This window comes from Aminobacter sp. AP02 (assembly GCF_003148805.1).
Classification (GTDB): Bacteria; Pseudomonadota; Alphaproteobacteria; order Rhizobiales; family Rhizobiaceae; genus Aminobacter.
On record NZ_QGGX01000029.1, the window covers coordinates 1 to 26,765 of the forward strand.

The following is a 26,765-nucleotide window of genomic DNA, read 5'->3' on the forward strand; positions in this document are numbered from 1 at the left end:
CACGGCACCTCCGAGCCATGGACCATCGGCACCGAGGCCTCGTCGGGCTGCATCCGCATGATCAACGAGGACGTCATCGATCTCTACGAAAAGGCTTCGAACGGAGCGCGCGTCGTCGTGTTGTAGGCCCCGCCCGCACCGGCCCAGCATGTCGCGCGACCTCGCCCGTCGCGCCGGGTGCTCGCCATCTACCGTGAACAGGGGTAAGCGAAGTTGACTTCGCAGGGCGATTGAACTTCAATGACCAGATGCCTGCGTTCTCTTACATTCCGGCTCTTTTGCGGCTGATCCTCCTCCGAGGCCTGTAGCCTGGTTCGGTTACCTTGCAGTCGCAAGAACCGGGCCAGGATTTCTCACTTCATCACAATGACATTGGTTTGCCCGTCGCAGACGGGCTGACGATTGCCGGTGTGTGGGAAGCGCCTCGGGTGACCGGGAGCCGCATGACGAACAGATGCAGTGCATCGGCCCGAAGGCGTCTTTGTGCGCCCATACGGACCCATGGCGCTCTGATGCCGTCAATGGCGATCGCAGGAAAAACGATCACCGCAGCAACCACGCCCGCACTCGTCGAGCATATGGAGTAGCGGTAATGAGCTATAAGTACGGAGTGTCCGTTCCGGCCACCGGATCCAACAAGATCCCGCGATTCAACGCCTGGGCCAGGGAAAATCTACCTGAGGTGGAGTACAAGCTACCGCCACAGGTTCCGGTCAAGGCCGAGACCTTGGCCATACGCCTGCGTTCATCCGAGCACCGCGATCAGCTGCTGGCAGCCTTTCCAGCCACCTTGCCTTAAAGCGATGACAAGGGGGCGGAATGTACATGCCGCCCCTGATCTAGCTCATTCCTAATATGGAAAGGCCGCCGCGAGGGTGTTTCTCGTGGCGGTCTTTTTTGCAAAGAGAGCGTGGACACCTCGAAGGACTGAAATAGCCTCCGCGACGCCATAGATGGCTTTTGTGGGCAGGCCACAGCCATAAACGACAAAACTGCCCGCGCGACGGTACCCTATTTGCCGCAGGGTGCGCGGTTGGAAAATACGTTTGAATATTAATTCATAGTATGCATTATTATCAATAGTGGTCGGGAGCCCTCCCACAGTGACCGAACAGCTGTTTGCGGCCAATGTTGTGACTCGTTCTCGACCGACATGCGGGTTTTCTGCGTGACCTTTGAGCAATTGACGGCATCGCCATTTGCATCGGCCAAGGGAGACAGAAACGTTGAACGAAACGTCCGGCGACTGGCACAAGTACAACGTAGTGAAAGCTGCGTGGATGTATTTCATCGGCGGCAAAAGCCAGGCTGAGATCGCCAAGGCACTGCACATGTCCCAGCCGAGCATAAACCGCCTTATCGCCCAGGCGCAGCGCGAGCGGATCGTGCAGGTATCGATCAGCAAACGCCCGAGCGAGTGCATCGAGCTCGAGATGGAGCTTTGTGCTGGGTTTGGACTCAGCAACTGCGTCGTCGTCCCGATTGATGCTGCGTCATCGCCCCGGTTCGAAGACGTCCTTCAACCCGTCAGCAAGATCGCGGCGGCTTACCTGACCTCGGTACTGTCCGACGTGTCGATCAAGCGCATCGGTATCGGCATGGGCAGAACCCTGGCTGGCACTTTTGCCGAAGTGGTTGCGATCGAGCGGCCGGATCTCGAGGCGGTGTCTATTTCCGGGTCGCTCACCCGGTCCCTCGCCACCAACCGGATGGACCCGGTTCAGGTTCTTGCCAGAAATGTTCGCGGAGACATGTACTTCCTTCCAGTTCCCTATCTCGCCAACAGCGTGGAGGAAAAGAGCGTTTTCCTATCCCAGCCCAGCGTTCAACAACTGCTGGACAAGGCCCGCGCGTCGGATCTGTTTGTCGTCGGCATCGGCTCGCTTGGCCGCGAAGATCACCTGTTTGCAAATCAGGTGATCACCGAAGCCGAGTACGAAGCGCTCATAGCCACCGACGCGGTGGGGGACCTGATGGGCCGGTTCTTCGACATCAACGGCCAGCTGGTTCCCGTTGAACTCACCGACAAGGCTGTCGGTATTTCTCCCACCGACGTGTCAGATCGGCGATGCATCGCCATCGTTTGCGGAGAGAGCAAGGCCAAGGCAACACTGGGCGTGCTGCGGAGCGGGTACATCAACGAGTTGGTCATCGACGAAGCTCTTGCAAGACGCGTGCTCAAGGGCTTCGATAGCGGAAAGCTGGTGCCATGACGAACAACCGAGCCATCTTGATCGTTCTGGATTCCGTCGGGATCGGCGGTGCCGACGACGCGGCCCTGTACGGCGACGACGGCTCCAACACCCTTGGCCACATCATCGAAGCGGCCAACCAGGGGAAAGCCGATCTCAAGGGCATTCGGAGTGGCCCGCTGATGCTGCCCAACCTGGCCGCCCTGGGCTTGCTCGATGCGTTGCGGCTGGCCTCCGGCGAGACATCTGCCGGACAGTCGGCAACAGGCACATGGGGCGTAGGCATAGAAAGCTCCAAGGGCAAGGATACCACATCGGGCCATTGGGAGATTGCCGGAACACCGGTCAGCAAGGACTTCCACTATTTTCCGAACCAGGTGCCCGCCTTTCCCGGCAACCTGATCGACGACATAGTCGCCCGCTTCGGCCTGCCGGGCGTAGTTGGCAACAAACACGCGTCGGGCACGCAAATCATAGAGGAGTTGGGCGCCGAACATGTCGCCACCGGCAAGCCCATTTTCTACACTTCCGCGGACTCCGTCATCCAGATCGCCGCTCACGAAACTCATTTTGGCCTCGACCGGCTTTACGCGCTTTGCGCGTTCGTGCGTGATCTGGTCGATCCGCTGATGGTCGGGCGCGTCATTGCCCGGCCATTTGTCGGCGATGAGAATGGCTTCGTGCGGAGTGCAAACCGCCGGGACTTCTCGCTGCCTCCTTTCGACCAGACCCTGCTCGACGAGCTTGTTGCCGCAGGAAGACACGTGACCGGCGTTGGCAAGATCAGCGACATATTTGCCGGCAGAGGAATATCGGAATCGCGAAAGGCGACAGGCATCCAAGGCACTGTCGACGCCACGCTCCAGGCGATGCGCGACCTGCCGGCTGGCGGACTGATCTTTTCAAACATCGTGGAATTTGACAGCGAGTTCGGACACCGCCGCGACGTAGCAGGTTATGCCAACGCGCTGGAAACAGTTGACGGGCTCATTCCCTCCATCCTGCGCGAGCTTGGTCCAGACGACCTGCTCATCGTGACCGCCGACCATGGCAACGATCCGATCTGGGCAGGAACCGACCACACCAGGGAAAGAACGCCAATCCTGATCGCTGGGCCGGATGCGCAACCGGGATCGGTCGGGCTCAGAGGTTTTGCCGATATCGCCGCGACGATCGCGGCGCATCTTGGCGTCAAGACGAACATGCAAAGCAACAGTATCGACTGGAAGGGGAACGTGGATGTCCATGCCTGAAATCGGCGAAGGGATTATCCCTTCCGCCCTCGTTGCCCCGCATGGGCACAATCTGCCTCGCAATCCCGGGATGGCACTCGATCTCGATTGGGTCGAGGCCGTGCGGGCGAACACCTCGGCGATCGAGCGCCGGACCAAGAGCCTCGTTGCGAGAAGGACCGCCAAGAAGGATTACCAGGCAGCCTGGCTGTTGCGGGCCGTGTCATGCATCGACCTGACCACATTGTCGGGCGACGACACCGAGGGGCGGGTGCGGCGCCTTTGCGAGAAAGCCAAGCGGCCGATACGTGCCGACATCCTTGAAGCGCTCGGCATGTCCGGAGTGAACCTGACGACCGGCGCTGTCTGCGTCTACCATGAGATGGTCGCGCCGGCGAAACGCTTCCTCAGCGGCAGCGGCATCCCTGTCGCTGCGGTTTCCACGGGCTTTCCCGCCGGCCTTTCGCCACTCGAGCTCAGGCTGAAGGAGATCGAGGCGTCTGTTGCTGCGGGTGCGAGCGAAATCGACATCGTGATCTCGCGGCGCCATGTGCTCACCCAGAACTGGGTGGAACTTTACGACGAGATTTCAGCGTTTCGCAAAGCTTGTGGCCATGCGCACATGAAGTCCATCCTTGCCACTGGCGAGTTGAAGACTTTGCGCAACGTCTACAAGGCGTCACTGGTTGCGATGATGGCCGGCTCCGACTTCATCAAGACCTCCACCGGAAAGGAAGCGGTGAACGCGACGCTGCCGGTATCGCTCGCCATGGTACGCGCCATTCGCGACTACCATGAGCGGACCGGGCATTTTGTCGGCTACAAGCCAGCGGGCGGCGTCAGCGCGGCCAAGGATGCGCTTTCGTACATGATCCTGATGAAGGAAGAACTGGGGCGCCGCTGGATGGAGCCTGATCTCTTCAGGTTTGGCGCGTCCAGCCTGCTTGGCGACATCGAACGCCAGCTCGAGCATCATGTCACCGGCGCATACTCCGCCTCTTTCCGCCACCCGCTTGTCTAAAGGGGCTCAAGGCTATGAACGTAAGAGAGATCTTCGAAACGATGGAATACGGCCCGGCTCCCGAGAGCAAGTCCGAAGCTCTGGCCTGGCTGAACGCTCATGACCGCCGGTTTGGGCTATTCCTCGATGGCGCGTTTTCGGCTCCCTTGACCGGCACGACCTTCAAGACGACCTCGCCGGCCTCGGGCGAGACGCTGGCCGAGATCGCGCTTGCCGGCGACGCCGATGTCGATGCGGCGGTGAAAGCGGCGAGACGCGCCCAGCCGGCCTGGGCTGCCCTGAAGGGCAGCGAGCGTGCGCGCTTCCTCTATGCGCTGGCCCGCCACGTGCAAAAGCATGCGCGCCTGTTTGCCGTGCTTGAGACCATGGACAACGGCAAGACGATCCGCGAAAGCCGCGACATCGATATCCCGCTCGCCGTGCGACATTTCTATTATCACGCCGGCTGGGCCTCGCTTCAAGCAAAAGAGTTCGCAAGCCATGAACCGCTTGGGGTTGCAGGCCAGATCATCCCCTGGAACTTCCCGTTGTTGATGCTGGCGTGGAAAGTTGCGCCTGCGATCGCGATGGGCAACACGGTGGTGCTCAAGCCGGCCGAGCAGACCCCCCTAACCGCGCTCCTGTTTGCAAAGATCTGCCAGGAAGCGGGACTGCCTGCAGGCGTTGTCAACATCATCACCGGCGATGGCGGAACGGGTGCCGCGCTTGTCGATCATCCCGATGTCGACAAGGTCGCTTTCACCGGGTCCACGGCTGTGGGCAAGCTGATCCGCCAGCGCACCGCCGGCAGCGGCAAGAGCCTGACGCTCGAACTCGGCGGCAAGTCGCCCTTCATCGTGTTCGACGATGCCGATCTGGACAGCGCCGTTGAAGGGATCGTGGATTCGATCTGGTTCAACCAGGGTCAGGTTTGCTGTGCCGGATCGCGTCTGCTGGCCCAGGAGGGCATTGCCGAAAAACTTTATGCCAAGCTCGCCGCGCGCCTGCGCACCATGCGTGTCGGCGACCCGTTGGACAAATCTGTCGACATGGGCCCCATCGTTTCGGCCGAACAGCTGGAGCGCATTCGCGAGCTGGTAAAAATCGGAACCAGCGAAGGCGCTGAAATCGTCCAGGCGCCCTGCGACCTGCCTGAGACCGGCTATTTCTATCCGCCTACGCTTTTGACCAATGTCGAAACCTGTCATCTGGTGGCACAAGAGGAGATCTTCGGCCCCGTGCTGGTGTCGATGACGTTCAGGACACCCGGCGAGGCGGTCGAGATCGCCAATCACACGCGCTATGGGCTCGCCGCAAGCGTGTGGACCGAAAACGTCAATCTCGCGCTCGACATGGCGCCGAAGCTGAAGGCCGGCGTGGTGTGGGTCAATTCGGCCAACCTGTTCGACGCGGCAGCCGGCTTCGGTGGCGTCAAGGAGTCCGGCTATGGCCGCGAAGGCGGGCGTGAGGGGCTGTTCTCCTATCTGAAGCCCATAGCTCCTGCAAAAGCGGCCCAGAAGCCGGCCAAGAAAAGCAAGATACAAGCGGTAGAGGGTGTCGATCGAACGCCGAAACTGTACATCGGCGGCAAACAGGCACGGCCCGATGGCGGGTACTCCATGGAGGTTAACGCAGCTGACGGTTCCTTACTCGGCCATGTCGGCCTGGGTGGCCGCAAGGATATCCGCAATGCCGTGGAAGCCGCGCAAAAGGCAGGCAGTTGGGCCGGCGTGTCGGGCTACAACAAGTCGCAGATCCTCTATTTTGTCGCGGAAAACCTGGCCGCGCGCCGCCAGGAATTCGAGGCCAGGATCGCGGCCATGACCGGCCGGGACGATGGCGCCGCCGAGCTGGACGAAGCGCTCGACATTCTGTTCACCTATGCGGCGTGGGCCGACAAGCATGATGGCGCCGTGCATTCCGTTCCGATCCACGGCGCGGTGCTGGCGATGAACGAGCCCAACGGCGTCGTTGGCATCGTCTGCCCGAATGATCGTCCCTTGGCTGGTCTGCTCGCGCTGGTCGCGCCGGCGCTTGCCACCGGAAACCGCGTCGTCGTCGTCCCCAGCGAGACGCACCCACTGTCGGCAACCGATCTGTACCAGGTGTTCGACACATCCGACCTGCCGGCCGGCGTGGTGAACATCGTGACCGGCAACGCGCTTGACCTGGCGCAGGTGCTGGCCCAGCACAACGACGTTGACGCGCTCTGGTATGACGGCCCTGGCGAGGGTGTAGCGCCGGTGGAAAAGGCGTCTGTCGGCAATCTGAAAAAGGTCTGGATAGTCGGCCCCGAAGGCGACCGCGACGTGCTCCGCCACGCGACACAGGTCAAGAACATCTGGATCCCGTACGGAGAGTAGATCCGAAGCATGTCGATCGACGCCATTTTGCCGGGCGGTCGATCGGCAAGGCTCGGCAGATAAAGTGCCGCTGCAACGCTGGCCAACGTCCCGAGCTTGTGGACGGTGGCCCCAAAGACAGCGCTCATCGCGGGCGCAATTTGTGCCCGCGCCGGGCTGAAGCGAACTGCTAGCTCGGCAATTCCACGATCACACACCGACCACCCGGCCAGGGTACCCTGAGCCGGCAAACACGCAGGCTTCGGCCAACTGCGGCCCTCGCTTTGGCGACTGCGCAATCATGCAATCATGCATGCCATGCCCCATGGCCTGATGCTCGCTTGACCACGCAACAGGTCATTTTCCCTCCCCTCGCCGGCCCCACTCGTCCATCCTACAAACCGCTTCAGCTGCGGGCTTGAGAAGCCCGCGAGCGCGGTCGTGCTGCAATTTGTGGGTCTGAGAGGAGCAAGCACAACCTCCGCTTGACGAAAGGTAAGGCAGATGAGATAACGATCCATAACTAAGTTATAGATTACATAGTAATGTAACAATCGGGAAGGGGACCAAGCATGAAACACATGACAACGATTGCCATTTCGCTGGCTGCGATGCTGCTGCCGGCGACTGGCGTTGCGTGGGGACAGGCGAAGGGTGGCGTGATCGACGTCGCCACCATCGGCGAGCCGCCGACGCTCGATCCGATGGCATCCACCGCCGACCTGGTGGGCATCGTCACCCAGCACATCTACGAAACGCTCTACACATTCGATAAGGATTGGGGCGTCACGCCGCTGCTCGCCGCCGACATGCCGCAGATTTCGGCAGACGGCAAAACCTACACCATCGCGCTGCGCACCGGCATCAAGTTCCACGATGGCTCGGACATGAATTCCACCGACGTGGTCGCTTCGCTGCAGCGCTGGATGAAGGTCGCGACGCGCGGCAAGCAGACCGCGGAAACCGTGACCGCCATCGAAGCCGTCGACGACAACACCATCAAGATCACCCTCAACAAGCCGTTCGCGCCGCTGCTTTCACTGCTGTCGCTGAACAATGCCGCAGCCATCATCATCCCGTCGGAAGTCGCCGCACAGGACCCACTGACCAGCTTTGTCGGCACCGGCCCCTACATGCTGAAGGAGCGCAAGCCCGACCAGTTCATCCAGCTCGCCCGCTTCGACGGCTACAAGTCGCGTGACGGCGAGGCGAACGGTTATGGCGGCGCGCGCAAGCAGTATCTCGACGAGATCCGCTTCGTGCCGGTTCCCGATCCGAACACCCGCATCGAAGGCGCTGTCTCGGGCCAGTTCGCCTATGTCGATTCACTGCCGGTGGAATCCTTCGACAAGATTTCGGGTGGCAAGACCGCGCCCGTGATGCTGAAGCCATTCGGGTGGCCGGTGTTCTTCATGAACACCAAGGAAGGGCTGAATTCCGACATCAAGATCCGCAAGGCGATCCAGGCAGCACTGGCACCGAAGGACATGATGCTGGCGGCCTTCGGGTCGGAAGAGTTCTTCTCCATCGACGGCGCCATGTACCCGCAAGGCTACAAGTGGCACAGCGAAACCGGCACGGAGCCCTACAAGCCCGAAGGCGACACCGAAGCCGCGACCGCCCTGCTCAAGGAAGCGGGCTATGACGGCTCCAAGCCGCTGCGTATCCTGACCAGCCGCCAGTACGAGTTCCACTACAAGCTGGCTCAGGTCGCCGCCGAGTATCTGAAGGCCGCTGGCTTCAAGGTGCAGATGGATGTTGTCGAATGGGCAACGCTCACAAAGAACCGTACCGATCCGGCCTTGTGGGACATCTACATCACCCACAGCCCGTTCCTGCCGGAGCCGTCCCTGACCGGTTTCATGTCCGATACCGCGCCAGGCTGGTGGGTTTCCGACAAGAAGCGTGAGGTTCTCGGCGCCTTCAACGCGGAATCCGATCCGGCAAAGCGTATTGCCTTGTGGCCGGCAGTTCAGCAGGCCGTCTACGACGAGGTTCCTGCCTTCAAGGTCGGCAATTTCAACGCGCTCGCCGCCCAGGCACCCAATCTGAAGGGTGTGACGCCGGCCCCGTGGCCCTACTTCTGGAATGCCTATCTCGAAGCCAAATGACCGGCTGCCACAGCCGTCGAATGGCGACATCACGCAAACCCTCTGAATGGCCGTCTCGCGGCCACCTCTCCCCTGTTCGAGGGGGGAGAGGAAGAGCGTTGCCCTTTTAGCCGAAAATGCTTTTGAAGCCAGGACGTGAAAAGACAATGCTGCGTTCGATCATCAACAGACTGCTCGGCATGATCGTCGTGATGGCGATCGTCGTCACGATCGTCTTTGTCATTGTGCGCGTCACGCCGGGCGACCCTGCCGCCGTCATGCTCGGCCCGGAAGCTACCGCCGCCGATATCGCGGCATTGCGCACCAAGCTCGGCCTCGACGGGTCCATCCTCGAACAATTCGGGCACTATGTGCTCGGCGTGGTTCAAGGTGACTTCGGCCAGTCGATCTTCCTCAACCAGCCTGTCACCGAAGCACTTGCCCAGCGCGCCGAGCCGACTTTCTTCCTGACGATCTTCTCGCTCTTGATCGCCACAGTTATCGCCTTGCCGGTCGGCATCCTGTCGGCCTACTGGCGCGGCTCGATCTTCGACCAGGCGGCCACGACCGTTGCCATGTTCGCCGCCAGCGTTCCGAGCTTCTGGCTAGGCCTTTTGCTGATGCAGTTTTTCGCGGTCAAACTCGGCTGGTTCAACACGTCGGGATACGGCGGTCCGGGCGCCTCGCTGAGCGAGCGGCTCAACCATCTGGTGCTGCCGGCCCTGGCGCTCGGCCTTGTCAGCTCGGCGCTGATCACCCGCTTCACCCGCGCCTCCATGCTCGACGTGCTGAACGACGACTATGTCCGCACGGCGCGTTCGAAAGGCATGAGCGAATGGCGGGTGGTGCTGAAGCATGCCTTCAAGAACGCGCTGATCCCGATCCTCACCGTGCTCGGCCTGACCGCTGCACTGCTGATCTCGGGCGCGGTGGTTACCGAAACCGTGTTCGGCCTGCCGGGCGTCGGCAACCTCGTCGTCTCCGCCGTACTGCGGCGCGACTATCCCGTCATCCAGGGCGCGCTGCTGGTGATCGCCGGCCTCTACGTGTTGGTGAACTTCGGCATCGACATGCTCTATCTGCTGGTCGACCCAAGGGTGCGCTACTGATGGCTGCGATCTCCACTCCGCTGCAGAGCGAACCCGGGCTGCTGTCGCGCCTCATCACCCGGCGCACCTCGCTGCTCGGCTTGATCGTGCTTGCCATCGTGGCACTCGCCGCGATCCTGGCACCTGTGATCGCGCCCTATGCGCCGACGAAACTGTCGATCGCCAACCGATTGCACGCGCCCAGCCTGCAGTTCTTGTTCGGCACCGACGATCTCGGCCGCGACGTGTTCACCCGCATGCTTTATGCGGCGCGGGTTTCGCTGTCGGTCGGTTTCGCCGTGGTAGTTCTGGCTTCCGTCATCGGCATCGTACTCGGCTTGACATCGGGCTTCTTCCGCAAGGCGGACGCGCCGGTTTCCCGCGTCATCGACGCCATGATGGCCTTCCCCGACATTCTGCTTGCGATCGCGTTGGTCGCGGCGCTAGGCGCCTCGGCCACCAACGTCGTGATCGCGCTCGGCATCGTCTACGCACCCAGGCTGGCACGCGTCGTGCGCGCCTCGACGCTGGTCATCCGCGAATTGCCCTATGTCGAGGCGGCACGTGCGCTCGGCGTACCGACGCCAGTAATCCTGGTACGCCATGTGCTGCGCAACGTCACTTCACCACTTCTGGTGCAGGGCACCTTCATCTTTGCAAACGCCATCCTGGCCGAAGCCGGCCTGTCGTTCCTCGGCGTCGGCATTTCACCCGACATTCCAACCTGGGGCACCATGATCAGTGTCGGCCGCCAATACATGGATCAGGCGCCCTGGATCATGATGATTCCGGGCGGCGCCATCGTCATCACTGTTCTGTCGCTGCAACTGGTCGGCGACGGATTGCGCGATCTCCTCGACCCACGCCTGGCAAAGGACATCTAGAGCGACATGATCGGCAATCGTTTTCCCAAGGCCGAGCGGCCACTGCTCATCAAGGGCGCGCGACCCATCGGTTTCGGCACGGCATATGACCAACCGGTGGACATCCTGATTGGCAAGGACGGACGCATCGCCGAGATCGGCACCGCTGTCGCCGCCGGCGACGACGCGCGCGCGCTCGACGCCAAGGGTGCCTGGATGTCGCCGGGGTGGACCGACATTCACGTCCATGTCTGGTATGGCGGCACCGACATTTCGCTGAGACCCGCGCAGTGCGGCGCAGCACACGGCGTCACCACCATGGTCGATGCCGGGTCGGCCGGCGAAGCCAATTTCCACGGCCTGCGCGAATTCATCATCGAGCCGGCCCAAGAAAACATCTACGCTTTCCTCAATCTCGGCTCGATCGGGCTGGTCGCCTGCAACCGGGTCAGCGAACTGAGCGACATACGTTCGATCGACTTCGACCGCATCATCGCCACAGTCGAAGCCAACCGCGATGTCATCGTCGGGCTGAAGATACGCGCCAGCCATGTCATAACCGGCGGCTGGGACCTGACGCCGGTCAAGCTCGGCAAGAAGCTCGGACGCATCCTCAAGCTACCGATCATGGTGCATGTCGGCGAACCGCCCCCGCTTTATGACGATGTGCTCGGCCTGCTCACCGAAGGCGACATCGTCACCCACTGCTTCAACGGCAAGGCCGGCAGCTCGATCCTCGAGGACGAAGACCTCTACCGGCTCGCCGAACAGGCAGCCGCGCACGGCATCGTGCTCGATGTCGGCCATGGCGGCGCCTCGTTCTCCTTCGACGTCGCCAAGGCCGCGCTCGAGCGCGGCCTGCCGCCGAAGACGATCTCGACCGACCTGCACAACCGCTCGATCGACCGCTCGGTGTGGGACATGGCGACGACGATGTCGAAGCTGCTGTCGCTCGGCATGAAGATGGAAGACGTGGTGACGGCTTCCACGACGGCGCCGCGCCGCGCCATCGGGCTGGCCGCAGACGGGCTGTTGCAAAAGGGCAAGCCGGCCGAATTCACGCTGTTCGACGTCGTCGACGCCGACGTGACCGTGAAGGATTCGCAAGGGGCCACCAGCACCCTGCACCGCATGTTCGAGCCGCGCCACGCCATCCTCGGCGCCGAGCCTGTCGTCGCGCATCGCTACATGCCGCCGGCGCGCGGCGGCACCGAGCCACACGCCTGTCCTCATTGCGGATGGAATTCATGACCGGAGAGATCGCGCCCGACACCATCTTGTCCGTACAGGACTTGAAGACCTGGTTCGTGACCAAGCGCTTCACGGCCAAGGCTGTCGACGGCGTGACCTTCGATCTCAAGCGTGGCCAGACACTGGCCGTGGTCGGCGAATCCGGGTCCGGCAAGTCGGTGACCAGCCTGTCGATCATGGGGCTTTTGTCGAAGCCGGGCGCGATCGCCGGCGGCAAGGTCCTGTTCCGCGACCGCAAGGAGGAGGTGCACGATCTTGCGGCCTTCGCGCCGAAGGAGTTCCGCAAGATCCGCGGCAAGGAGATCGCCATGATCTTCCAGGAGCCGATGACCAGCCTCAATCCGCTCTACACTGTCGGCGACCAGATCGGCGAGATGATCGCGCTGCACGAGCCCGTCAACCGGCGGGAAGCGCGCAGCCGGGCGCTCGCCATGCTCAAGCATGTCGAGATACCGGACGCGGCCTCGCGTCTCGACGACTACCCCCACCAGATGTCCGGCGGCATGCGCCAGCGCGTGATGATCGCCATGGCGCTCGCCTGTAGCCCCTCGCTTTTGATCGCCGACGAGCCGACGACCGCGCTCGACGTCACCATCCAGGCGCAGATCCTCGATCTTCTGCGCCGCCTGCAGGCCGAGTTCGGCATGTCGATCCTGTTCATCACCCACAATCTCGGCGTCGTCGCCGAGATCGCCCATGACGTCGTCGTCATGTATGGCGGCAGCGTCGTCGAACAGGCGCCGGTCAACGACCTTTTTGCCCATCAGCGGCATCCCTATACCAAGGGCCTGCTTGCCTGCACGCCGAATGCCGCGCGCGATATCGATGCGACCGGCGAGCGCCATGCGCTCTATTCGATCCCCGGCAGCGTGCCGCCGATCACGGCACTTCCGGCGGGCTGTGCCTTCGGGCCGCGCTGCGAACATGCGCTGGATGCCTGCCGTGCAGCGCCGCCAGCGCTGGTTGCCGCCGGACGTGCCGGTTTCTCCCGTTGCATCCGGAGCGCCGAGCTATGAGTGCCGACACCTTGAAGCCCGAAGCCAGCGATCAGAAACCGCTGCTCAGCGTCCAGGGCCTGACCAAGCATTTCCCGGCCCGCAATGGGCGCATCGTCCATGCCGTCGAAGACGTCAGCTTCGACGTCAAGCGCGGCTCGACTGTCGGCCTCGTCGGCGAATCCGGCTCCGGCAAGACGACTGCGGGCCGCTCGGTGCTGCGCCTTGTCGAGCCTACCGGCGGCAAGGCCATGTTCGACGGCGTCGATCTTTTCGCGCTGTCACCGCGCGAGATGCGGGCCTATCGCCAGCGCCTGCAGATCGTTTTTCAGGACCCGTTTTCGAGCCTCAATCCGCGCATGCGCATTTCCGCGATCATCAGCGAAGCGCTCGACGCGCGGGGCTTTCCGCGCGGCGAGGCGCGAACCGAGCGCATCGCCGAACTCTTGACCCTTGTCGGCCTGTCGCCGGACCATGCGACGCGCTATCCGCATGAGTTCTCCGGCGGCCAGCGCCAGCGCATCGGCATTGCGCGTGCGCTGGCGGTAGAGCCGGAGTTCGTCGTCGCCGACGAGCCGGTCTCCGCACTCGACGTGTCGGTGCAGGCGCAGGTGCTCAACCTGCTCGGCGAATTGCAAAAGAAGCTCGGGCTGACGCTGCTGTTCATCGCGCACGACCTGTCGGTTGTCGAATATCTCTGCGACGAGGTGGTGGTGATGTATCTCGGCCGCGTCATGGAGCGCGGCCCGAGCAAAACCGTCTACGCAGCACCCCGCCATCCCTACACCAGGGCGCTGCTTGCAACCGCACCGGTGCCCGATCCGACGCGCCGCCGTACCCATGTTCCGTTGCAGGGTGACATTCCGAGTCCGATCAACCCGCCGTCGGGCTGCGTCTTTCGCACCCGTTGCCCCGAGGCGATCGGTGCTTGCGCCGAAGTCATCCCGCCGGTCGAGCATGTCGGTGGCGGGCACCACGTGGCCTGTATCCGCCACAGCGAACCAACTGCCTGACTGGAGTACGCATATGACCTTTTCCGAGGCTTTGAAGCGTCCGGAAAACACGCCCTATGACCGGCTCAAGGCGCTCGGAATAAAGCTTCCCGATGCACCGCCTCCGATCGCCAATTTCGTTACCCATGTGCAGGAGGGCAAGCTCTTGTTCCTCTCTGGACAGGGACCGACCGAAGGCAACGGTCGCCAGCATACGGGCAAGGTTGGAGCCGAAGTCAGCGCCGAGGCCGCCTACGGCCATGCAAGGCTGACCGGCATCAACCTGATCGCCGTCATGCATGCCGCGCTCGGCGACCTTGGCCGCGTGCGGCGCGTGGTAAAGCTGCTCGGCATGGTCAATGCGGCACCCGACTTCGCCGACCACCCGTCGGTGATCAATGGCTGTTCGGATCTCTTCATCGACGTGTTCGGGGAAAGCGGCATCCATGCCCGCTCGGCGGTGGGTCAAGGTTCGCTGCCGGGTCAGATCACCGTGGAAATCGAAGCCATCGTGGCGATTGACTGAGGATACCTGTAATGGACATGCGGGAGGGAAACACCATGCCGAAAGACGATATACGCAGCCGCCTCGGCTTGAGGCCGGTGATCAACGTCTCCGGCACCATGACCTCGCTCGGCGCTTCGATCGTGGTGCCGCAAGCAGTGGAGGCAGTTTCGGCGATCCTCAGCGAATTCGTCGAACTCGGCGACCTGCATCGGCGCGCCAGCACCGTGATCGCAGACCTGACCGGCGCCGAGGCCGGTTTCATCACCGCCTCCTGCTCTGCCGCGATCAGCCTCGCGGTCGCGGCCGCCATGACCGGGCCTGATCTGGCGGCAATCGAGCGCCTGCCCGACACCACGGGCCTCAAGGACGAGATTCTCATCCAGTCAGGCCATCTCGTGAGTTACGGCGCGCCGGTCGATCAGGCGATCCGGCTCACGGGTGCAAAGGTGGTGCCAGTCGGCCAGGCGACGAGCGCGTCGGCCTACCAGCTACGCGGAGCCATCACCGAGCGCACCGCTGCCGCCGTCTATGTCGTTTCGCATCACGTGGTCGACTATGGGCAGATCCCGCTGAAAATTTTCGCCGCCGTTGCCCATGAACGCGGCGTGCCCGTCATCGTGGATGCCGCTTCCGAATACGATCTGGCTGGCTTCCTCGCCGACGGTGCCGACCTGGTGCTTTACTCCGGCCACAAATTCCTCGGCGGCCCGACCTCCGGCATCGTCGCCGGGCCGAAGGAAATGGTGCGCGACGTCTATCTGCAAAACCGAGGCATCGGCCGTGGCATGAAGGTCGGCAAGGAAGGCATCGTCGGCACGCTGGCCGCGCTGCAGGCCTGGAAGACACGCGACCATCACGGCATCCGTGCCCGCGAGAAGAAGGCCCTCGACTGCTGGGTCGAGGCGCTGGATGGCAGGGCCGGCATTACCGCCACGATCACTGCGGATCCGACCAACAATCCGCTCGACCGGCTGATGATTTCGGTCAATCCGGCTGAAGCTCGCATCACTGCCTGGGACCTGGCCGACAGGATGGGGACCGGCGACCGTCCGGTGATCGTGCGCGACCACGAGGTCGAACACGGCTATTTCTATCTCGATCCCTGCAACCTGCATCCCGATGAGGAATTTGTCGTGGCGGCGCGGCTTGCCGAGGAACTCGACCGCGCGCGCGGCTCCAACGAGATCATTGCGACGCCCTTCGACGAAAGGCTTTTGGCACGCGAAGCCGCGATCCTCAAATGGCCGGATTGACCTGTTCGCGCGCGTGCGGACACCCTACAATGCTTTCGACAAGAATTCTGGATTCCCATGCCGAAAACCGTTGCAAAGCATGACGATAGGCCCGCTGGCGAACCGCGCCGCTCGCGCACGAGCGGCATCGACCGGGCGCTGCAGATCCTCGACTACCTGCAGAAGACCGAGCGGCCGGCGACCGCCTACGAGATCGCGCGCGACATCGGCGCACCGCTGTCGACCATCTACGTGATCGTCGACGATCTCGTCGAAAAAGAGCTGCTCGACCGCCACGATGGCGGCCTTTTGTGGCTTGGCCCGCGGCTCTATCACTATGGCCTGACCTATGCCCGTACGCTAGACCTGCTCAATGTGGCGGTTCAGGAGATGCATGAGCTTGCCGAAAGCTCCGGCGAGACGATCCAGATTTGCGGCCGTGACGGCGACCAGATGGTCGTGCTGGCGATGGAAGAGGGCAAGGACCATTTCCAGGTCACATCGCGCGTCGGCACCCGCAGCCCGCTCAACTGGACGGCGTCGGGCCGCATGCTGATCGGCCATCTTCCGGAAGCGGAGCGCCGCGAGATATTCGCCCGTTCTGCGACAGTCTCGCCAACCGGCCGCGCTGAAACCGACAAGGATGTTCTGGCGAGAACTGCCGCGGCAGCGCTGGAAGAAGGACTTTCGATCCAGGCCGGCGAGTCCGATTTTTCCGTGGCCTGTATTGCCGCGCCGGTTTGCGACAACCAGGGCGCCTGCCGCGCGACGATCTCGATCGTCGTGCCTGATATCAAGCTGAGACAGAAGAACCCCGACCTGATTGCGTTGGTGAAGACCAGTGCCCGGCGCATCGAGGCACGTCTCGGCTGGCGGCCCAATCGATCGCAATGAGCGAGCGTGGGACGGCGGCTGGCCGCCAGTGCGAATTATCGTGTCTGCAATGACCTAAAGCAAAAAGTACCGCCACGAGACTTGCTCAGGACGGTACTTTCAACAATTCGACGGCATCAGGCCAGGATGGGGCTCATTCCCACTCCATTATTTTTTCAGCCGTAAGCAGCTGATATGTCTATGAAAAACAAAATGGTCGGGCAAATATGCCGTGAAAGGTACCGTCAAAAACCTAGCCTTTTGATTTTGCTAGGTTTTTCAGAGCGAATCTAGCTGAAAAAATTCAGTGAACTATCGGCATCTATCGACCGCTTCGCAGCGAGGCATAGACGGCAAAAGTCGAAACTAGCGCCCCGATAAAGTACCGTCAAAACCGGCAAAATCAGTATACCCGTCTCGATCCTGGATCGCTGGGGTGCCGGGCTGGGATCGAGCACATCGCATGGACGTCAAAGTTGCAGCTGGCGTTACAGGTACGGCGTTGAAAAAGACCTGTGATCGCCACCACATTCCAACTCCGGAACGTGGGCACCGGGCCAAGCTGGAATACGGCAAGCGGGCCACCAAGGAAGTGCTAGCGCCACTGACCGAACCAAATTTGTCGACGATCAGGATATCGACGCCCCCGCGGACTGCTGAGCTGGCAGCAGGTCACTATTTCGCTCCAGACGCTCCTCGACCATCGCCTTGTCGTTGGCGGCCGGACAGCTCTCGATCTGCAGGGTTATGCCCATTACCTCTCGAACGGCGGTTCTGAGGTTTACCTTCACGGTCCAACGAAGCCTCCCAAATGGCTCACCGTGCTGCCACTCAAGGAGCAATTCGCCTACCGCAACAGCACACCGCTCTTTGGGAGCGACCTCGACGAGGTGCACTTCCCTCCCCTCGTTCCGGGTGCCAGCAAGCAAGGCGACCGGCCTCTCCAGGAGGCCGGAGTTCGCCCGCTTGCGTGGGGACAATGGGATGGCCGCTCACGGTTTCGGCCCCTGAACGCGCAATCCTTGAGCTTCTCGACGAACTACCGGACCAAGAAAGCTTCCATCAGGTCGACGCGCTCAGGCACGACGCCCTCCTCAACCGCTGCTCGCGTGGCATTCAGAGCGTCGTCGATACGGTCCTTCTTTTCCTTGACCTCGGTCTCGGTCGCGCCGCCGACCCGGATCACCGCCACGCCGCCGGCGAGCTTGGCCAACCGCTCCGCTACCTTGAGGCCGCCGCGCAGCTTGTTGACGACGAGCGTCGCGAGCGACTCGCCCTCGACGGCTTCGGCGATTATCAGCAGGGGTTTGCCGCTCTGAACCACAGCTTCAAGGACCGGCAGCATGGCCTGAAGGTTGCCAAGTTTCGTCTCGTGGATGAGGATGTAAGACTCCTCCAATTCGACGCGCATCTTCTCGGCACTGGTGATGAAGTAGGGAAAGCGATCGAACTGCATGCCCTCGACCATGTCGAGCTCGGTCCCAGCGGTCTTGGCTTCCTCGACGGTGATCCCACCTTCATTGCCAACCTTGTCCATTGCCCTGGCTATCATCTCGCCAATCGTGGCGTCGCCATTCGCGGCAATAGTTCCGACCTGGGCCACCTCAGCCGAAGACTTCACCTTTTTGGCCCTCGCCTGGATATCCTGAAACCTGGCGAACTTCCTAGTGTTTTCAACGGCGGTTGCGGTGCTGCCGTTATCGAGGAAGCCGCGCCAGAAGAACAGGTTGCCGTAGGTTGACGAGCGCAACACGAAATAGCCTTCCTCGCCTTCATAACCCGGCGACAAGAGCAGGTATTTTCCGCCCTTGCCCTTGTCGGGACCGGCATTGCCGACATCGCCGACATATTGGAACCAGTGATCGTCGATCATGCCGAGGATGTTGGGCGGCGTCTCGATGACCAGCGGACCCGCCTTGGTGTCCAGCCGCATCAGATTGTAGATGCTTTCGGTGTTGCCGGTCAGGAACAGCGAATACGAGTCCATCAGGATTTCCGACAACCGCAATAATGTACAGCCCAAGCCATATAGTGGGACAACTGAAAGACCACGCAATCATTAGATTTTTCAGTTCGCATGTCCCACAAATATGAATCTCTACCGCCATTCGCGGAAGAAGCGCTCCAATTCGTTCCGATCGACCACCCACCTATTCCCCAACTGTTTCGCTCGCAGATGCCCAGATCTAAGCATGTGATAGGTTTGCCGCAGTGTGCGGCCGATTAGATCGGCAATGGCCTGGATGCCCCAGACAAGGTCGAGCTTAGTTGGTTCCTGCTTTGACGGGTCCGTAGTCGGGCCTCCGTGGGTCGCTCTGCAATGTAGCCGGAGGGCTGTGCGTAACAAGGATTGACCCGCGGGGAATTCTGAAATCTGACGAAGCACAGCCCTGCCCTTAACCTGTGACTGCGCCACGGCAGGCAATGTTGATTGGAAATCAGTTTCCGCGGAAAAATCTGCTGAAAAAACGGCCTGCCGAGCTCAAGATCGACAGGCCGTTCCTTACGGGCCCTCAGAAGCTGCTGGGAGCCATTATAGGCGCGCGCGCCCAGTCATAGTGCCACTGCAGCATGATAAATAGAAGGTCTGCCGGCGGGATGGGCTTCGCTCCCCTGAGCTCATTACCCCCCCATCGGCGCGAGCGTCCATTGGGATCCGCTTGATCAAACGTCTTTGTCGGGCGCAGGTCCCGACGCATCAATAGCAGGGCGGATAGGGATAATAGCCGCATTGGCCGTAGCCGTAAGGGTAGGGCCCGTAGCCGTAGTCGTACGGCCGCGCCGCTGCTGCGCCGACGGCGAGGCCCGTCGCCAATCCGGCGCCGGCATACCAGGCCCCATGATATTCGGGAGCGTGCCAGTAATTCGCATGATCGACGCCGCCAATCCTGTCCGAAGCAAAGCGCCCATCGTTGCTGCCAAGTCGGTCGCCGCCGAAATCGCCACCGCCAAAGCCGCGCGCCCCTCCGCCGAAGTTGCCCCCGCCGAAGCCACCCCCACCACCAAAGTGACCGCCGCCACCGCCACGATCGATGAACAGTGCCGCAGGTCCACTTGACCCACTTAGGCTTCCTTCCAGCACCGAAACATCGAACGTCAGGGCACCGTCCGCGAGTTTGGGGGACCGCAAGGTCACCACGGCATCTTCGACTTTCGATCCATCGCCGCCGAGAACGGAAATGGTAGCGTTGGGCGGGTCCTTGATGAAATTGTCTGCGCCTTCATCCCATTGCATGATGAATTGAGCTGTGGTCACGTGGCCCGCCGCACGAACAGGACGGTCGGCAAAGACGATCGAGTTTTGCGCCACACCAGTCATGGTAAGCTTTCCGTCCTTCAGGGTCGCACCGGCCGAGTTCACGACGAAAAGCGAAGGCACCGGCCCTGTCGGCGTAACAACACCGATAGTTTTCTGAAGGGGAACATGCGGTTTGACATCCGCGTCCTGTGCAAGTGCTCCGCCGAGGGCCGAACACAGACCGGCGGCAATCAGACCCAGACATGCAAGGTTTGTGGTGAGCATGGCTAAACCTCCCGTGAGCATGCAGTTCGTTTCGCCTGATCCTCAAGGCGCGGACTTTAGAGTGACCGTCGTAACGCCGCCCGCAATGTTGATGCCTTCCTGACCCTCGACGGCAATTGGCTGCAGCGAAAACGCGCGGCCGCTCCCACCGACGAGAATATTGGCGCCTGCGCCGACACCAAACGAGGCGTTCGCGCCTACCCCGGCATAGGTACCGGCCAAGGCCCCAGCCGGAAGGCCGCTGGCCGTCGCGACGACACCCCAGATCAGGTGGCCCGAGCCAACCTCCCCAAGCGCCACGCCGAACTGATCAATGGATCCGGTGTAGTTTTCGACTTTGCCGTCCCGGTCCTGGAAGGCGCACGACAATGTCTGCTTTTCAACTACGAACATTGCGATGCCGCGAGACACATCGCATGAAAGCGTGCCTATCTGCGCGGAATTCTGGGCACTTGCACCCAACGGGATCAGCGCCAGGGCACAGCTGAGAAAAACCTTTCGAGATAGATCAACCATTGACGTCCCCTTCGTTTTGCCCCGCCTTCAGTGACTTAGCTGTCAGCAACGACTGACGTTGCACTCGCTACGGCGAGGCGGCTTTTTCGCTAAGTGCCGAGCGGCACTATTTAAGTTCGAACGGGAATATGGTCTTCCAGTCCGTCTTCATGTCGACGACCGTCCAATTGTTCACCGCCGCTGCGTCGAGCGCTTCGTCAAGTTTGCCAAACTCCGTGTTGCGGTCGTAGGCGTACTCCCGCTCGGCGTCGTTGTGGTGGACGATGAGACCGAAACGCGGGCCGGCGTTCCCGCTGCCCAAGGTCGTCCATTGCAGCATTTCGAGGTCGCCATCGGAATTGCCGAAGGCGGCGATCGGACGGCGGCCGATCTGCTCGTTGATGCCGGACGGCTTGCCAGCCTTGTCGTCGATGAAGTTGACCTCAGGCAGCCGAAACAGCGTAGGCGTGCCATCTTTCATCTCGAACTGCGTCTTGATGGACGAACCAATGACCTGCTCTGCCGGCACTCCATAAACCTTCTCGGTCCATGGCCGCATGAACTCGATGCCGCCGCCCGAAGCGATGAAAGTCTTGAAGCCATTGGCACGCAGATAGGCGAGCAGTTCGAGCATCGGCTGGTAGACGAGCTCGGTGTAGGGGCGCTTGAACCGGCCATCACGCGCAGTTGCGATCCAATCGGTGACGATTTTCTGGAACTCCTCGCTGGTCATGCCGGCGTGGGTCGCCATGATGAGTTCCACCAGCCCCTTCTCACCGCCTGCGGCGAGCGTCTTCATGTCATCTTCGAGCACCGCCTTGAACGGCTGTGTCTCCTTCCATTCCGGATGCGACGGCGCTTCTGACTTCACGCGGTCGAGCGCAAAGGCAAGTTGGGTATACATCGGGTGCTCGACCCACAATGTACCGTCATTGTCGAAGACGGCGATGCGATCGGGCTCGGCAACGAAGTCCGGCGAGCCAGCCTTGGTCACTTTCTCGACGAATGCAACGATGGCTGCCTTGGGGCCGGTGTCGTTCCATGATGGCAGGGGATCGGTCTGGGCCTGCGCCAATGCCGCCGCAAGAAATGCGCAAAGGCCTATGAACGCGCCGCCAACGAGCCTGGAGAATGCGTGCATCTGAACTCTCCATCGTTGATGTAGTTGGGCCCGAACTGCCGGGCAAGATTTGGTATCGGACGCCCCTGTGACGGGGCGTCCGGCCTTGGCGGGGTGCGTCAGTCGTGACCCGTCTTCATGTCTTTGACCTGCTGCATCACCTGCTCCAGATTGTAGCTTGCAGGGTCCTGAAGCGGCGGATAGGCGATGTAGGTTTCGAGATGCTTCAGCCACAACTGTTGGCCGATGGGCAGGATGTTCCAGTCATAGACATAGGCCGTCGACGGAGAAGCGATGGAGCCACCCATTCCGAACAGCGTCTTGATCTGTTGACCGACCGACGTCTCGAACGGATCGCGTTTGATGTTGACAACCTGCGTCCACGCGTAGGGCTGCACGCCTGAGATGAAGCCGGCCGGATCGTCTGATACCATCGCGAAATACATCTTCCAGTTCTTGTAGCGAACCGCCGACGGCTCCTTGCCGGAATAGTACAAGAAAGAGTCGCGCGCGGACGGCGCCTTACCTTCCAGGAAGTCACGCTGGTCGATCCCGTCCAGCGTGGTCTTGACGACGTTCGGATACGTGCCGGCCTCGATCTGTTTCTTCAGCCCGTCGCCCTTTGGGCCGCCGGCGATGTCGACGAGCGTCGGCACCCAGTCAAGCGAGGCGAAGATGTCGTTCTTGATCGTTCCCGGTTCGATATGGCCGGGCCAGCGCACGACCAGCGGTGCCCGCATGCCGCCTTCCCAGGTGCTGAGCTTGCCACCCTTGAAGGGGGTCGTGCCGCCATCTGGGAAGGTGATCGTCTCGGCGCCGTTGTCGGTGGTGAAGACGACAATCGTGTTGTCGAGCTCGCCCATCTCTTCCAGTTTCTTCAGCACGTAGCCGATGTTGTCGTCCATCTGCTTCATGCCGGCTTCGTTCATGCCCCAGTCCTTGCCTCCGGGCTCGCCGATCATGTTCAGATATTTGTCCGGCAATACCGTCGTGATGTGCATGCGCGCCGGGTTGTACCAGACAAAGAACGGCTTCTTGGTCTTTTCCGGATCGTTCCTGTCGAGGAAGTCGATGACTTTGCCTGAAATCTCCTCGTCAATCGTCTTGGAGCGCTCAAGCGTCAGTGGTCCCTCATCCTTGCATGTCTGGTTGCCCGGCGACCCGTCGGTGGATGTGCACGCGAGTATTGGACGCGGCGGCGTAAGGCAGGTTGTTGTTTTGGCATCGACGGCTGCGGGATCCTCCCTGAGACCTGGGATCGGTGTATTCTTGCAAGGTGGCGCGATCCCCTGCTCGGTTGGGGTCTTGTTGATGTCGGGGAAGCTCACGCCTTGCATGGCGTCGAGGTGATAGAGATAGCCCCAAAACTCCTGGAACCCGTGTGCCGTAGGCAGGGATTCGGTGGTATCTCCAAGATGGTTCTTGCCGAACTCACCTGTCGAGTAGCCGAGATCATTCAGGAACCTGGCAAGGTGAGGCGTTCCAGCGCGCAGGAAGGATGGGCTTCCGGGAATTTCCGGCAGGACCATGCCGACGCGCACCGGCTGCATGCCTGTGATGAAGGCGGTACGACCAGCCGTGCAACTCTGCTCGGCATAGTAGGTCATGAATTTCGCACCTTCGTTGCCGATACGATCGATGTTGGGCGTCTCCCCGACCATCAGGCCCTGATGGTAGATGCTCGGCTGCATCCAGCCGATGTCGTCGCCCATGATGAACAGGATGTTCGGCTTGGTTTGATCCTGTGCTTGGACCATCGAGGTGGTGCTTAGAAGAGCGGCGGCAATGGCCGTTGCCGCTGCAACGCAAGTCACGGTTGCTGCTTTCATATCACATATCCTCCTCAGTCAGCGGCAGCCTCGGCCGGTACGGCTCAGGCTCGCTAACAACGAGCGAAAGGTTGGGTGAAATGTTCGCCCGACGCGCGAATGCGGATCGGGGCAGTCAAAGACTCCATTCCCCTTGCATGCGGTCTTGATCGCCAGATGATGATGATGATACCCTGCAACAGTGCAACCTATATGACGTGGCGTCAACCTATTTCGCGGCTCGCGGTCGCGACTGCCTATTTGGGCAATTGTTCAACGACATAATTTCGAAGGTTGCCGGTTCGCGCACCGACGATTCCAACGCCGCTTCCTCAATCAGGTCCCCCATGGGAGAGAACAAGGTGAGGCTGTCCGCGCGAGTGACTGAGGTCTTGATGCCTTAATCGCAGAAACGGCAATGAGGGGTACAATCCCCACATCGATTGATGAAACGTTCATCGCGGAGGCCAGTTGCTAGTGCTGATTCTATTGGTAAAGGTAGAATTTCGACAGGCGGCTCTTGCTGCGCCCCGAAGCTAAATATCTTGTCAGACTTTTACCGATATCGAGAGATCCCGATATTGTCACAAGCACCCGAGTACAAAAACGCCCCACTTGGCTTTAAAGTGCGTCCCTCCTTGAAGGAAGCACTCGAAAAAGCAGCCAAGGATGATCTTCGATCCACTTCAGCCATGGCAGAAACAATCCCGGCCGCATGGCTTCGGGACAAAGGCTACTTGGCACGGGAAAACATGAAGTAACCTGGCAACATTCGGTTTGATACCACACAAAACCGGCCCCCGTTGACGGGCCTGATCGCAGAAACGGCCTGCCTAGCAAGGTTTGACAGGCCGTTCTAGCCGCCCCCTGAAACCTGCCGAAGACATCAGTGGCGCGCGCCAACTATACTCCTCGGTTGGCTAGAAACCAAAAAGGCCTGCCAGCGGGCGGCCGACAGGCCCTATGCTAGAGCGACTTGCCATGAGGGAATAGCTAAGTCGCTCCACGGAGACCCACCATTTACGGCGCGATGGGATTTCCTCCGCGCGACCCAACGTCGTTCGATCCATCCGGTTCCCAAAAACAGAAAAAGCTCCGCCACCTTTCGGCAGCGGGGCGATTATTTGGCGTCGGGAAAATGATCAGGGCGGCGGCCGGCCAGTGAACCACGTGTAAAGGCCAAGCAGCCACCCAGCCGCGCCAACGATGGCAATCCCTGCGTTGAGCAGTACCCGCCCAGCGGTGCCAGCCTTGAGCTTGGGTGCGCAGGGGCACCACATCGTCGGTCACCGTCTGCATGGTGGCTTGGCTACCGATCACCAAGACAAGGTCAGCTTCAACTCTGGTGATTCGCTGGACGAAGTCGTCCAGCCGGCGGTGAACTCCCGCCCTGCTCTCGTCCGCCCGATCCATCCGATCCAGAATGGCCGTGAGCTGGCCCTTGAGTTCGCCAAGCAACAGGTGGGTGCTGCGTTCGCTCACTTGCGGCTGTCCTTCCCATGGCGGGCGCACTCGCTCTTGGTCCACACGCCACCCGCACAAAGCCCCGCAGCCGTTTCGTCGATGCCAGCCTGGTCAGCCGGCGTCTTGCCCTTGGCGCCTATCAGCGAGGTGCCGACGACAGCGCGCAGCCCTTCAGTGCTGGCAGGTGCCGGTTTCGAAATCGAACAGCCCGCCACCATCAGTGCAGCGGCGAAAGCTCAGCGCGCCATTTCTCAGCGGCGTTTCCCGCATCGTCATTCTCCTTGGTGATCATTGCGGCAAAGCTCGCCTGTTCGGCTGAGCGGCCGAAGCGGTAGGCAGCCGTATGGCTCCAGACGAGGGCGGCGGCCGGTGCCGCCCCTACCCCGGCAAGCAGATAGGCTTTCATCCGCCCATCTCCGCCTTCAGCTCCTTTACCGCCTTGAACAGATCATTCCGGCGTTTGATGCCGTAGATCGCGAAGGCGCCGATGACCGCGACGATTGCAAGCTGAACGCGCCAGTCGAGATTGCCGAAGGCCGCGAGCGCCGATGGCGGCGAGCAGCCAGGTCCGGAACGTCTTGCTCTTGGCGGTCGGGGTTTCGAGCTCGCCCGGGTCGGCCACGACTGGCTTTTCGATGATGACCGGTTCGGCTGGGGTGGCGGCCCGCGCCCATTTCCTGCCGCCTTCGCCCGGTCAAGCAGCGCCTCGACATTTGCGGGCGTCGTGCCGACCTTGTTGATGCCGTCGCCCAGATAGTAGCTTTCGCCGGCGATGGGCGCCCTTGCAGGCCGCGGCGCTTCAGCAGGTGGAAGGCAAGCCGGTCATGAAAGTCGGCGTTGAAAATCTGTGCGCCGCTCAGGTGCAGTTCCTTCGCAAGGTCAATCAGGTGTCGCCCGCATGACCTGCGCCGCACGCGCAGCCGAGGACGCCTTGTCGGAACGGAACTTCTTGGCCCAAACCTTCGTCGACCATGTCTTTTGCGCATCGATCAGGTCGCCCAGCGTCATCTTGGTGATGGGCTTGGAAAGTCCACTCTGGCCGATTGCCGAAGATCGTCTCATAGCACTCAGGCGGGGCCTTACCGGCGTCTGTTCGATAAATGAAGTCGAGCAGAAGCGCCGCTCCGATGGGAACGGTCTTGTCCATGGAACTATTCCTTTGGTTGTCGAGTTGAATCCGCCAGGAGGCGCTGGCGCAGGCGGTTGCTGGCGCAGGAATTTACTGGCGAAACGCGATGACTATCGAAGACACTGTTTTCGTGGTGGCACTCGTCGCCGTGGCGAGCGCCGTGTTGTGGTTGGTTGGCCTGTAGCGAGGCGCTTTATGACGTGGGCCGATTGGTTGTTTGTCGCCGTAGCATTTGGCACGGCGTGCGCTATTTTCTGGCAGCGCAAGGCGACGAGCAAGCTGACGCTCGAAGGAGTTGGCGCCACGACATTATTTTTCTCCGACCGTCCCGAGCGTATTGCCGGGAATGTGGATACGGCGGCTTTCGTGCCGTTCTGGAGCAAGGGCAAGCAAGGACAGCTTCCAGTCCGATCCGCCGAATGCCGACCTGTCGATCCTCGAAGGGAACAAGCTCCAGCAGGTCGTCGTCGTCCTGGAGGATCCGGAACTGAGCGGCAATAACCTGACCCACACGGTAAGGGTTGGTTGGCGGCGAGATACCGGAGAAGGGGTCCGAGATTTCCGTGTT

Annotated in this window: 25 protein-coding genes and 2 pseudogenes; 16 read left to right on the plus strand and 11 right to left on the minus strand. The window is 61.3% G+C overall.

Going from position 1 to position 26,765, the window contains the following annotated elements; translation table 11 throughout:
- The 15 genes from C8K44_RS24685 to C8K44_RS24755 all read left to right on the plus strand — a co-directional run.
- On the plus strand, positions 1–126 hold a 126-nt coding region (locus C8K44_RS24685), incomplete at its 5' end, for a L,D-transpeptidase family protein (protein ID WP_146204001.1).
- Positions 127–592: 466 nt separating this feature from the next.
- Positions 593–799 (plus strand): hypothetical protein, encoded by a 207-nt coding sequence (locus C8K44_RS24690; RefSeq protein WP_109578422.1) that lies wholly within the window; start codon positions 593–595, stop codon positions 797–799.
- 427 nt (positions 800–1,226) lie between these two features.
- Positions 1,227–2,213 (plus strand): sugar-binding domain-containing protein, encoded by a 987-nt coding sequence (locus C8K44_RS24695; protein WP_199227199.1) that lies wholly within the window; start codon positions 1,227–1,229, stop codon positions 2,211–2,213.
- On the plus strand, positions 2,210–3,445 hold the full coding sequence (locus tag C8K44_RS24700) for a phosphopentomutase (protein WP_109578424.1): 1,236 nt from the start codon (positions 2,210–2,212) through the stop codon (positions 3,443–3,445). The genes C8K44_RS24695 and C8K44_RS24700 overlap by 4 nt, the downstream gene beginning before the upstream one ends.
- Positions 3,438–4,445, plus strand: a complete 1,008-nt coding sequence (gene deoC / locus C8K44_RS24705; protein WP_109578449.1) for a deoxyribose-phosphate aldolase — start codon at positions 3,438–3,440, stop codon at positions 4,443–4,445. Before C8K44_RS24700 ends, deoC begins: the two co-directional genes overlap by 8 nt.
- A 14-nt stretch (positions 4,446–4,459) precedes the next feature.
- A complete protein-coding gene (locus C8K44_RS24710) occupies positions 4,460–6,787 on the plus strand; it encodes an aldehyde dehydrogenase family protein (RefSeq protein WP_199227200.1) in 2,328 nt (775 codons plus the stop codon).
- Positions 6,788–7,377: 590 nt separating this feature from the next.
- Positions 7,378–8,877: an ABC transporter substrate-binding protein gene (locus C8K44_RS24715; RefSeq protein ID WP_245417624.1), complete on the plus strand. Its 1,500-nt coding sequence runs from the start codon at positions 7,378–7,380 to the stop codon at positions 8,875–8,877.
- 146 nt (positions 8,878–9,023) lie between these two features.
- Complete coding sequence (locus C8K44_RS24720; RefSeq protein WP_199227201.1) at positions 9,024–9,965, plus strand: ABC transporter permease; 942 nt, start codon at positions 9,024–9,026, stop codon at positions 9,963–9,965.
- On the plus strand, positions 9,965–10,828 hold the full coding sequence (locus C8K44_RS24725) for an ABC transporter permease (protein WP_109578427.1): 864 nt from the start codon (positions 9,965–9,967) through the stop codon (positions 10,826–10,828). Before C8K44_RS24720 ends, C8K44_RS24725 begins: the two co-directional genes overlap by 1 nt.
- A 6-nt stretch (positions 10,829–10,834) precedes the next feature.
- Positions 10,835–12,058 carry an amidohydrolase/deacetylase family metallohydrolase gene (locus C8K44_RS24730; protein ID WP_109578428.1) on the plus strand — a complete coding sequence of 408 codons (1,224 nt, stop codon included), beginning with the start codon at positions 10,835–10,837 and terminating at the stop codon, positions 12,056–12,058.
- Positions 12,055–13,074 carry an ABC transporter ATP-binding protein gene (locus C8K44_RS24735; protein ID WP_109578429.1) on the plus strand — a complete coding sequence of 340 codons (1,020 nt, stop codon included), beginning with the start codon at positions 12,055–12,057 and terminating at the stop codon, positions 13,072–13,074. Before C8K44_RS24730 ends, C8K44_RS24735 begins: the two co-directional genes overlap by 4 nt.
- The gene (locus C8K44_RS24740; protein ID WP_109578430.1) at positions 13,071–14,066 is read left to right on the plus strand and encodes an ABC transporter ATP-binding protein; all 996 of its coding nucleotides are present in this window, start codon (positions 13,071–13,073) and stop codon (positions 14,064–14,066) included. Before C8K44_RS24735 ends, C8K44_RS24740 begins: the two co-directional genes overlap by 4 nt.
- A 13-nt stretch (positions 14,067–14,079) precedes the next feature.
- Entirely contained in the window at positions 14,080–14,571 is a 492-nt protein-coding gene (locus C8K44_RS24745; protein ID WP_109578431.1) for a RidA family protein, read from the plus strand.
- A gap of 35 nt (positions 14,572–14,606) precedes the next feature.
- Entirely contained in the window at positions 14,607–15,806 is a 1,200-nt protein-coding gene (locus tag C8K44_RS24750; protein ID WP_109578451.1) for an aminotransferase class V-fold PLP-dependent enzyme, read from the plus strand.
- A 57-nt stretch (positions 15,807–15,863) separates the two neighbouring features.
- Positions 15,864–16,679, plus strand: a complete 816-nt coding sequence (locus C8K44_RS24755; protein WP_109578432.1) for an IclR family transcriptional regulator — start codon at positions 15,864–15,866, stop codon at positions 16,677–16,679.
- Between the two features lie 1,057 nt (positions 16,680–17,736).
- Here the strand turns inward: C8K44_RS24755 and groEL are convergent.
- The 11 genes and pseudogenes from groEL to C8K44_RS28055 form a co-directional block, all read right to left on the minus strand.
- Positions 17,737–18,306, minus strand: a pseudogene (groEL, locus tag C8K44_RS24765) (chaperonin GroEL); the annotation flags it as partial.
- 24 nt (positions 18,307–18,330) lie between these two features.
- A pseudogene (locus C8K44_RS28040) lies at positions 18,331–18,645 on the minus strand (DUF1254 domain-containing protein); the annotation flags it as partial.
- A gap of 111 nt (positions 18,646–18,756) precedes the next feature.
- Positions 18,757–19,074 (minus strand): helix-turn-helix domain-containing protein, encoded by a 318-nt coding sequence (locus tag C8K44_RS28270; protein WP_109578433.1) that lies wholly within the window; start codon positions 19,072–19,074, stop codon positions 18,757–18,759.
- A gap of 282 nt (positions 19,075–19,356) precedes the next feature.
- Entirely contained in the window at positions 19,357–20,202 is an 846-nt protein-coding gene (locus tag C8K44_RS24780; protein WP_245417619.1) for a hypothetical protein, read from the minus strand.
- A 21-nt stretch (positions 20,203–20,223) separates the two neighbouring features.
- Entirely contained in the window at positions 20,224–20,697 is a 474-nt protein-coding gene (locus tag C8K44_RS24785; RefSeq protein WP_109578435.1) for a DUF992 domain-containing protein, read from the minus strand.
- A gap of 106 nt (positions 20,698–20,803) precedes the next feature.
- Entirely contained in the window at positions 20,804–21,817 is a 1,014-nt protein-coding gene (locus C8K44_RS24790; RefSeq protein ID WP_109578436.1) for an HAD family hydrolase, read from the minus strand.
- A gap of 98 nt (positions 21,818–21,915) precedes the next feature.
- Positions 21,916–23,553, minus strand: a complete 1,638-nt coding sequence (locus tag C8K44_RS24795; protein WP_199227203.1) for an arylsulfatase — start codon at positions 23,551–23,553, stop codon at positions 21,916–21,918.
- A 1,071-nt stretch (positions 23,554–24,624) separates the two neighbouring features.
- The gene (locus tag C8K44_RS28050; protein WP_245417620.1) at positions 24,625–25,086 is read right to left on the minus strand and encodes a DUF1515 family protein; all 462 of its coding nucleotides are present in this window, start codon (positions 25,084–25,086) and stop codon (positions 24,625–24,627) included.
- Positions 25,083–25,286: a hypothetical protein gene (locus tag C8K44_RS27785; protein ID WP_109578439.1), complete on the minus strand. Its 204-nt coding sequence runs from the start codon at positions 25,284–25,286 to the stop codon at positions 25,083–25,085. Before C8K44_RS27785 ends, C8K44_RS28050 begins: the two co-directional genes overlap by 4 nt.
- Positions 25,286–25,474: a hypothetical protein gene (locus C8K44_RS24815; RefSeq protein WP_245417621.1), complete on the minus strand. Its 189-nt coding sequence runs from the start codon at positions 25,472–25,474 to the stop codon at positions 25,286–25,288. Before C8K44_RS24815 ends, C8K44_RS27785 begins: the two co-directional genes overlap by 1 nt.
- Before the next feature lie 473 nt (positions 25,475–25,947).
- Positions 25,948–26,130, minus strand: coding sequence for a hypothetical protein (locus tag C8K44_RS28055; RefSeq protein WP_245417622.1), 183 nt, complete (start codon positions 26,128–26,130; stop codon positions 25,948–25,950).
- A 262-nt stretch (positions 26,131–26,392) separates the two neighbouring features.
- On the opposite strand from C8K44_RS28055, the gene C8K44_RS27385 reads away from it, so the two are divergent.
- Positions 26,393–26,698, plus strand: a complete 306-nt coding sequence (locus C8K44_RS27385) for a hypothetical protein (RefSeq protein ID WP_146204002.1) — start codon at positions 26,393–26,395, stop codon at positions 26,696–26,698.
- Positions 26,699–26,765 lie beyond the last annotated feature (67 nt).